This is a genomic window from Desulfobulbaceae bacterium (assembly GCA_013792005.1).
Taxonomy (GTDB): Bacteria; Desulfobacterota; Desulfobulbia; order Desulfobulbales; family VMSU01; genus VMSU01.
This window is the reverse complement of sequence record VMSU01000087.1, coordinates 20,678-29,814: the sequence shown is the minus strand read 5'-3', so window position 1 is coordinate 29,814 and position 9,137 is coordinate 20,678. Positions and strand designations below refer to the sequence as shown.

General features: G+C 51.3%; 9 protein-coding genes. All 9 read left to right on the top strand.

Annotation, left to right across the window (positions count from 1 at the left end; all coding sequences use genetic code 11):
* Positions 1-161 precede the first annotated feature (161 nt).
* The 9 genes from gspG to rimI all read left to right on the top strand — a co-directional run bounded on the left by gspG (position 162) and on the right by rimI (position 9,119).
* The gene (gene gspG / locus FP815_04810) at positions 162-617 is read left to right on the top strand and encodes a type II secretion system protein GspG (GenBank protein MBA3014258.1); all 456 of its coding nucleotides are present in this window, start codon (positions 162-164) and stop codon (positions 615-617) included.
* On the top strand, positions 550-1,233 hold the full coding sequence (locus tag FP815_04805) for a prepilin-type N-terminal cleavage/methylation domain-containing protein (GenBank protein MBA3014257.1): 684 nt from the start codon (positions 550-552) through the stop codon (positions 1,231-1,233). The genes gspG and FP815_04805 overlap by 68 nt, the downstream gene beginning before the upstream one ends.
* The gene (locus tag FP815_04800) at positions 1,230-1,661 is read left to right on the top strand and encodes a prepilin-type N-terminal cleavage/methylation domain-containing protein (GenBank protein MBA3014256.1); all 432 of its coding nucleotides are present in this window, start codon (positions 1,230-1,232) and stop codon (positions 1,659-1,661) included. Before FP815_04805 ends, FP815_04800 begins: the two co-directional genes overlap by 4 nt.
* Positions 1,484-2,371 (top strand): prepilin-type N-terminal cleavage/methylation domain-containing protein, encoded by an 888-nt coding sequence (locus tag FP815_04795; protein ID MBA3014255.1) that lies wholly within the window; start codon positions 1,484-1,486, stop codon positions 2,369-2,371. The genes FP815_04800 and FP815_04795 overlap by 178 nt, the downstream gene beginning before the upstream one ends.
* Complete coding sequence (locus FP815_04790; protein MBA3014254.1) at positions 2,368-3,363, top strand: general secretion pathway protein GspK; 996 nt, start codon at positions 2,368-2,370, stop codon at positions 3,361-3,363. Before FP815_04795 ends, FP815_04790 begins: the two co-directional genes overlap by 4 nt.
* Before the next feature lie 144 nt (positions 3,364-3,507).
* Positions 3,508-4,233: a hypothetical protein gene (locus FP815_04785; protein MBA3014253.1), complete on the top strand. Its 726-nt coding sequence runs from the start codon at positions 3,508-3,510 to the stop codon at positions 4,231-4,233.
* A 97-nt stretch (positions 4,234-4,330) separates the two neighbouring features.
* A complete protein-coding gene (locus FP815_04780) occupies positions 4,331-6,826 on the top strand; it encodes a hypothetical protein (protein MBA3014252.1) in 2,496 nt (831 codons plus the stop codon).
* A gap of 477 nt (positions 6,827-7,303) precedes the next feature.
* Positions 7,304-8,518, top strand: coding sequence for a glyceraldehyde-3-phosphate dehydrogenase (locus FP815_04775; protein MBA3014251.1), 1,215 nt, complete (start codon positions 7,304-7,306; stop codon positions 8,516-8,518).
* On the top strand, positions 8,451-9,119 hold the full coding sequence (gene rimI, locus FP815_04770) for a ribosomal-protein-alanine N-acetyltransferase (GenBank protein MBA3014250.1): 669 nt from the start codon (positions 8,451-8,453) through the stop codon (positions 9,117-9,119). Before FP815_04775 ends, rimI begins: the two co-directional genes overlap by 68 nt.
* Positions 9,120-9,137 lie beyond the last annotated feature (18 nt).

The following is a 9,137-nucleotide window of genomic DNA, read 5'->3' as shown; positions in this document are numbered from 1 at the left end:
CTTTGGGCCATCTGTGGTCGCACCTCAATCACAAAATCCTCGACGTAGCGCTGCTACGCCTGCGGTTTTGTTCAATCGGTGCAACCAAATCTGACCCAGATCCGGGCGCGATCCAGGTAAATTGGTAATTTCCGAGTCCCTTATTGACCAGGAACATCAGCATGCTCACACTCCCGCCAGTCAAAACCCATAAAAACGCCGGTTTCACCCTCATCGAACTTATGGTGGTCATGGTCATCCTCGCCATCTTAGCAGGCCTCATCGTCCCCAGGATCATGGGACGTCCCGAAGAGGCACGACGGACAAAAGCCGCGATCCAGATCCAAAATCTGGAAACTGCGCTCAAACTTTACAGTTTAGATAACGGAGCCTACCCTACAACCGAGCAAGGGCTTGAGGCCCTGGTCACTCCGCCAAGTGTAGGCAAATTGTCCAGCAAGTGGCGAGAGGGGGGATATCTGGAAAAAGGCCGAGTCCCCAAGGACCCATGGAGCAACGATTTCATCTATCTCCATCCCGGCATCCAAGGGGAGTACGAAATCATCTCCTATGGCGCCGATGGCCAACAGGGCGGTGAAGGGAAAGATGCCGACATCTCCAACTGGGACATTGAATAGCACCCGCCACCCCTGGAATTTTTATTGGTTTAAGGACATGCTGCCGGTGAGTGCTCCCCCATGCCGCAAAAAGATCGAGTTCCCACCAAGGCAATGTCTATTTTCCTTCAAGCAGTGCCAGGGGTTTACCCTGATCGAGGTCGCCGTAGTCCTGCTGCTGATCACCATCATCCTCGGCTTGGCAATCCCCCGCTTACACGGACAATTTTTCAGCAACGACTTAGGACGCACAACACGAATGATCGGCGGACTTGCCCAGGAAGCCCGACTCTCTGCCATGCGCGAGGGAAAAACCTATGGTATGGAAATAGATCCCAGCCAGCATCACCTCCGGGTGTTTCGAGATGAGGTGCTCGTTGATGGCAGCACCAAAAAAACCTCAAGCCGAGAAATCAAGGCCGTTAAGATCCCGGATTCTGTCACCATCACCGATATTTGGATTAGCGGCAACGGGAAAGTCCGTGGCCAGGTAGACCTCTATTTTTCACCGAAGGGCCGCGCAGACCACGCCATCATCCATCTTCAAGATGCAAAGGGGGATCAAGTCAGCTTGGTAATCGAACCTTTTTTGGACCGGGTCAAAAGCGTCCCCGGCTACCTGGACGTGGATCAATGAAGGCCAAGACCCGACGCTGCTCTCAAGGGTTCACCCCGCACACTTCTTCTAACGGCTTCACACTACTTGAAGTGATGATAGCATTGGCGATCATCGCCATTGCCTTTACCGCCATGCTTTCCTCCCAAGCCCGCAATATCTCGCTCGCCACCGAAACCAAATTCCAGACCACCGCACCACTGCTGGCCCAGGACATCATGACCCGCTCCCTCTCGGCCACTCAGATCAAGAGCATTTCCGAACAAGGCGAATGGGGAGACGATTTCCCCGGCTATCGATGGCAGACACTGATTACTCCGGCTGCCATGGGACTGGACCCTGCACTCCAAGGCCTCTTCAAGATAGACGTCACGGTGTCGTGGCAGGATCAGACCCGCTACACCTATCACCAGAGGGGGTATCTCTTCATCGCCCCACCCGGATCATGACCAGCCCTTACCCAAAACGATATTTTTCACTACCGATCCGCTCGTACCAGGCAGGGTTTACCCTGCTCGAGATACTGCTGGCACTTTCCATGTTCGCGCTGCTGATGTCAATTCTCTATATGACCATAGGGCAATCGATGGACCTGGTCAGCCGCACAGAACAGCAGGGCGAGATCTACGCTATGGCCAGAACGGCAATGCTCCGAATTCAAGAAGACTTGGAAGCAATACCTCTCCTGCCTCCGCTCAAGGACTCCGAAAACAACCCGGTTGCAAGACGCCAGTTTATCCTGACAGATCAGACAGATAAAAGCCTGGACAACGACACCATCCAATTCATTTCCAGGGCCAATGTCCCTGCCGGCAACACACGTAAATTCCAAGCACAAGGCACACTCATTACCTACAGCGCCGAAAAAACCACCGACTCGACACTAACTCTATTCAGAACCGCCACGCCCCTTGAGAGTGAGGAGCAGCATCCTTCATCCGAAGATCGAGCTATCCTCTGTGAACTACTGACGGGTATCGATTTCAAGTGCGCTGATGGACACAATCAAGAATATTCCTCCTGGGACAGCAATGCCAACCCAGAATCCGGAATACCCCAACGGGTAACTGTTACCCTCCGTTTCCATGACCCAACCGCACCATCAGGGGATATCCATTTCACTACCAGTTTCCTGATTCCGGTCAGCGCCAACCGATGACCTCTCCACTGGCCAACAACAGAGGAGTCGCCCTGCTCACCACCCTCCTGGTTCTCGTCTTCATGGTGGTTATCACGCTCAACTTCGGCTCCGTCATTCGTCGGAATTTAACTGGCGCCGCCTACAGCATGACCCGCATCGACCTGCAGCAACGCGCCCGATCGACAGTCAGCCTGGCAAGTTCCGTACTCTATGCCGATCAGAAACTTAACCACCACGACTCGCTCCTCGACCACTGGGCCAACCAACCGTGGCTCAAACAACAGGCCGACACCTTGTTTGACGATGGCGCCATCGATCTCACCATTGACGATCATTCAGGGCGTCTCCAGGTCAACGCCTTGATCACTGCGGAAGGAGCCTTCGAGCCAGAACAAAAAAATCGCTTTATGCGCCTGCTCACCTCGGAGGAGATCAGAGTCTCTCCAGAAGAGGCGGGGCAAATCCTCGACGCCATCAAGGACTGGCTTGACCCTGATGACGACATCACCGAATTCGGGGCAGAAAACTCGTGGTACCAAACCTTGGCAGCGCCATACTCTTGTCGTAACGGGCCAATAGCCTCAATCGACGAACTGTTGCTCGTTCGCGGGATCAGTGACGAATTGCTCTATGGCACGGAGGTCCGCCCCGGCATCGCCCAGTTCTTTACTCCCTACGGCACCGATTGCCTAGTCAACATCAACACGGCCAACTCCATTGTGCTGCGCACCTTAAGTGAAGGGATCGACCAGGCAACTGTGGAGGCCCTGCTGGCCTACCGCACTGACCACGCCCACGATCTTGCCTCAACAGACTGGTATAAGAGCGTCTACGGCGATTTGCACATCCCAATGATTACTGTAAACAGCAGTTTTTTTGAGATACGAATACAGGGCAACTTACGAAACGTTACCATTAGGGCGCTCGCCATGATGTATCGACCCCACAAACCGGCTCTCCCGGAGAATACCCCCCTTCCTCCCATCATGATTTCATGGCAGGTTGAATAATCACCAAAATCACCAGCGACCCATAGCAAATACCAGAGACAATTCCCTTGATTTTGCCTTCATCCTGTGTCATACATGACAATTCGTCGCGCCCCACTGCCTTGACCAATATCCAAGCGCTATTCACCCTAACCTGGCAGTTAGATGCGGCAGAGGAAATCCAATAAGATGAGAGGGCTCTCCTTTCTCGGCATGGCACTGAGTATCCCGTGCCTTGCCCTGTTAAACCCCATACTCGGCGAAATGATGGCGCCAGGACACCCCGTGTCATTGTCGGCCAAAAACTTATCTGGCAACTCGTATCAATTCCCTCGGCAGCCGCAAGAGATTTCCGGATTCAACTATCATTTAAGTCGAGCGGGAAGAGAGGTCTTGTCCTTCAAAGGAGAGAGACTCCGGCTGCAAAATAAAAAGTTAGGTTTTTTCCGTTTCGCTCTGCTTCAGGAGATATATGTCAATCAAGGGACATTAATAATCCGACAACCATCCCAAACCGAAGAGACCGGGCCAAACCAACCTCAACACCTATCGGAGCTTCTGGCTATCGACTCGCTATTCTCACCCTTTCCGGGAGCAAATATATCGGCGCTGATATGCCAACCTATATGCATTACCATCGACCAGGAAGGACGGGAACACAAGGCAACCATCATAGCAGGAACCGCTCGGATACAGCCCGGCAAACAAACGATCCGTTTTGAAGGAAAAGTCGAACTCTCCACTGGTGATACCGTTCTCAACACAGAGTGGCTGGAAATAGACCCTGAAGACGCTTCAATCGTGACGAGGTCATATACCGTTTTAACCGGCCAAAGAAAATTCCAAGGGAACAAGCTGCGCAGTAATATTTTCCTCACCACATTTAAATAATCTGACAGCGCCAAGACCACATTAATTACCCATAGCGTGACCCAACCACACCTAAAATGTGTTCTGTAAGCACATCAACAAGGAGAGAGAGGAAGCAATGATCAAACGTATTGTAGGGACTGTTTTCGCAGTGGGGATATTCGTCCTGGGATATTCAACATTGAGCCAGGCGTCGAGCGCCAAAGTTACCGAAGGACGGAGCGCTTTGTTCAACAACGGCTCGCCCACAGTTCCAGGCATCCTTACAGCCAACACCGCATTCGCATCAGCAGTCCAGAGTGATGCCACTGACCGTGAAGCTCGTTTCTTCACCGCAGTAACCCGGGTTTTAGCTTCAGCCCTGACCATGTCCCCGACAGATTCTGGTTTAACCACTATCCGAGACCTCCTCGAAAGCTTTGGTATTACCCACAACAACAATGATTACCTTGATATCGACTCCCCTTATGACGCCCCTCTAGAAGTTGACGGCAAGTACTATCCACCAACGACCATTCCGTCCGCCAGCAAAGTTACCGACTATCTTGCCGGCCCTCTGGTCACCATGCTTACTGCCTCAATAACAGATCTTGATGTAATCATAAAATCGACTAATTCCTTTACCCTGACCTTGACCGCTACCGAAACCGGGAATCTTCCCGTTGAAATTGACTTAGGCGACGTCCTTACTCTAAAGGCCTTGCTCTGCACCATCAAGGCACAGGCCCTGATCTTCCATGCCTGGGACATGGACAATGCCGACCTCCGCCAGATATTCATTCTCGGCAATGCCGGAGTTTTTCAACTGCAACGGGATCTACTGGACAAATACACCAAATTGATGAAGTTGAAGACAACCTCCTCGACAACCATGACCGCAGCTAAGACAGCGCTGCTCCTGGCTATCGATACCTCACAATTAGCATATAACTCAATCTCCAACGAGGTTGATGCCCAGACCGACGACCTCTTCACCTTTGCCGACCAACAGGAAATGGATGCGGCCAAGGACGCACTTATCACCTTAAACGAAGTAAAAAATTCCATTGTCGGAAATCGTCCGGCCTTAGTGGGAAATGGAGCAATTGACGACGTCGATGCAAAATTTGACTTCTCCGTCCTGTTTGGCAAAAGTGGACAAGCGCCTATCGATATCCGTTCCCATCTGCCTAAATTCACGGCTGATGGAGAATTTGCCACAGCCCCCATTGACCCTACCATCGGTGGACTTTGGCCCAACATGACCCAGGATGAATGGCCGTCCTTAACAACAGAAATTCCGGTAAAAACAATTACCATCGATGGCTCGGCCTCTGACTGGAACGGAATCCCCAACCTCGGAGAAGGGTGGCCTTGGTCTTACAACAACTCCACACCACCGGCTACCATTGACATTCAAACACTCTCTATCGCCAGAGATGCCAAGTACCTCTATTGGATGATCAAAACTGCATCGCCCCCCCCAGGAAAAGATATTAATGTCGGCATAGGATTTTACAATGAAGACTCAAGTGGGAATAGTAACGTCTATGCTGAGATCGAATTGGATGAATCCGGAAATATGTCCTATCTCCTTTACACTTACGACCTCAATTGGAACATGGATGAACTGCCAACCTCTAACTCCGATATTAGAATTGGCAATGTCATAGAAGGAAGAATTCTGCTCTCACAGTTGCCTGGCTTCACCAAACTCATCCTGGGAGCTGAGATTTGGCAATCCTTGGGGATGGACGCTGATAGTTGGAATAGCGATACGTTCCTGCTGCTACCAACAACGACCGTTTCAGGTACTATCCAGTACAACCCCAAAGTCACCGGCATCAATGTCGGAAAAACCTTTGTTACCGCCTATAGTGGACCGATCCCACAAATATCTACGCTCCTTGGCTCAGCGGTGATCAGTGACGTTGGCGCCTATTCAATCCCGGGATTGCCCATAGGTTCCACGATCTATCTCTTTGCCTATGGCGACACCGATAATAACGGCATCATGAACTCGGGTGACTACAGCGGGACAGCTACAGTAAAACCGCTAACCAGCACCGCCATTAAAAACTTAGGTATCACCAGAATCTCCCCATCAGAAACCGAACTCTCCGCGACAATACACCCTGGCTGGAATCTCCTCAGTTCTCCAATTGGATTCAACGTACCGGCCACCCTGATGCCAGCAAAAGCATCGATCACCAGTGCCTGGAAATGGCACGGAAGCAAATGGGAAGTCTACATTACTACCGATGGCGATGGAGGAAAAACGTACGCAGCCTCCAAGGGATTTGGATTCCTGGAAGAGATCACTCCAGGAGAGGGATTCTGGCTCAACAGCCCAAGCAAAGTCCCCTTCAATATGCCGTTATTGGGGGTCCCAGACATTGGCCCGTTGGCCCTGGCCAACGGTTGGAACCTGGTAGGCCTAAAAGGTGAATATCCAACCTACGTGTCTACAATCAGCGCTGAAAACAGCGGGATTGTCTCTATCTGGAAATGGGATAATGGTAAATGGTCAGTAGCCCTGCCCGGCGAGGAGACCCCAGGCGGCTATGCTGCCAGCAAAGGTTTTAGCCACCTTTCCACAATCAACCCTGGCGAAGGCATTTGGATCAACAAATAATTACACACCCATCGCTCCCTGCTTACTGCTGATTATTGGTAACTACCCTGGTTAACGGTGATCAGTTATCAGTTACCGGTTTACAGTTAACAGACTCACAAATATCATCAGCATAGAATAATTCATGATATCTGTGAGTCTGCCAACCATTTGTAGAAATCACTAACCGCTAGCTGACAACCGTAAACCAATAACCTGAGTAGTTAAAATTGTTGATTATCACCGATCTTGAGCATCAAAAGTTTTACCGTCATGCCGAGCGGAACCCGGCATAACGGTACTGCCAAAGGGTAAACTTAACGTTTTTTTCGCTCTCCACCATCTTTCTAGTTGCCCAAAGTCGACTGCGTTTTTATAGTAACACCACGTTTATGCAAAAAGATGAGACCAGTATTTCCTGCCCAAATAACCAGGAACACTTCAGGTCTTCACTCCCCACAGCTTGTTTCCGTACCATAACCGCAGGAGAGATTACACATGAAATTAGGCATTAACGGCCTTGGCCGTATCGGTAAACTGTCAGTATGGCACCATGCAGGCAGAAAGCACTTCTCTGAAATTGTCGTCAACATTGGCCGCGAAGTTGGACAGGGGCTGAACGACCTCGCCGCCTCTATCGAACGTGACAGCACCTACGGCAAGCTCAGTAATTACCTCTTCGGCTTCAAAGGTGGTCGAGTAATCGAGAACCTCAACGAAGAAAAAGGTACTATGACCGTTAACGGTGTCCCGCTCACTATCCTTCGTCAATCTCGTAACCCTGGAGACATCAAGTGGAAAGAGAACGGAGTACGCCTGGTAGTTGACACCACCGGCGTCTTTAATGACCCCACCGCCGACGCCGATGCCCCCAAGGGAGCATTGCGCGGTCATCTCAAGGCCGGGGCGGAAAAGGTGATCCTCTCCGCCCCCTTCAAGATCAAGGCCAAGGGATTGAACATGCCGGATGATGCCATCACCACAGTTATGGGCATCAACACCGACGACTATATCCCCACCAAGCACAGTCTGATCTCCGGCGCTTCATGCACCACAACCTGCCTGTCGTACATGATCAAACCACTGATGGATCACTTCGGGGCCGACAATTTCCTGAGCGCTTCAATGGTCACTATCCACGCCGCCACCGGCAGTCAACAGGTCCTGGACCGCCTGCCCAGCGCAGGGGCAACCGACCTGCGAAAGAATCGAAGTATCTTAAACAACATCATCCTGACCACCACCGGCGCTGCCAAGGCCTTGAAGCTTGTCATCCCAGAGATGGGCAATATCGGCTTCATCGCAGAATCAGTGCGGATTCCGACCTCATCAGGTTCCCTGATCATCCTGGTCATCAATCTCCAGGACGATCTGCAAAATCCGATCAAACGTGACACGATCAACTCTATCTATCGTGATTACTCCAGCCGTACTCCATACCTGGTCTACACCGATGAACAAAATGTCTCCTCAGACATTATCGGCACCCCGTTTGCCGCAGCCATCATAGAAGGCACCGAAAACCACACCCGGACAGCCTCAATCAAAGTCAATCTGAAAAAGCTCGGCATCGGGTGCTTAAACGGCCATCCGGATATCCTGGACATCCCCGTCACCCAAACCGTGATTTACGGCTGGTACGATAATGAACTGGGCAGTTACACCAACATGCTTGCCGACCGAACCGTGTCCATCGCCGAGCAGATGGTGTGATCCAAACGGGCGGGATTCAGGTGATACGCTCCAAAAACCGAAGCGCTCCTTTCCCGTGAAACCCGCCCGGCTCGAAGTGAGCGCCATGACCCAAGCCGATCTTGCCGGGGTTTGGGCCATCGAACAGACACTCACCGGACCATGGACCTATGATCAACTCAAGGATGAGTTGACCTTGCCTCATGGCTGGCACTTCGTGATCAGACTCCCAGCCTCAGCTGAAACGAAATCTTACTTAATGCAAGCAGTTGAGACGGAGCGCCATCCGCCACGAACCCACCCTCTCTCATCCACTACCCGTATCCTCGGCTACATCTTTGGCGCCACCATTCTTGACGAGGCAGAAATCCGCAAAATTGCGGTAGACCGTGAATACCGCAGACAAGGTCTCGCCTCAATCCTGCTGACAGCGGTTGATCAATTCCTCTTGGCCTCATTGGTCAAGGAATGTTTTCTTGAACTACGCGCATCGAATCGCATTGCCCTGACCTTGTATCAAAAAAATGGGTTCCAGATCGTAGGCCAGAGAAAAAACTACTATACCACGCCCGCAGACGATGCTATCCTAGTAAAAAAACAATTAATTACTCAAGTTGAATAATAACTGCTCAGGTTGTCG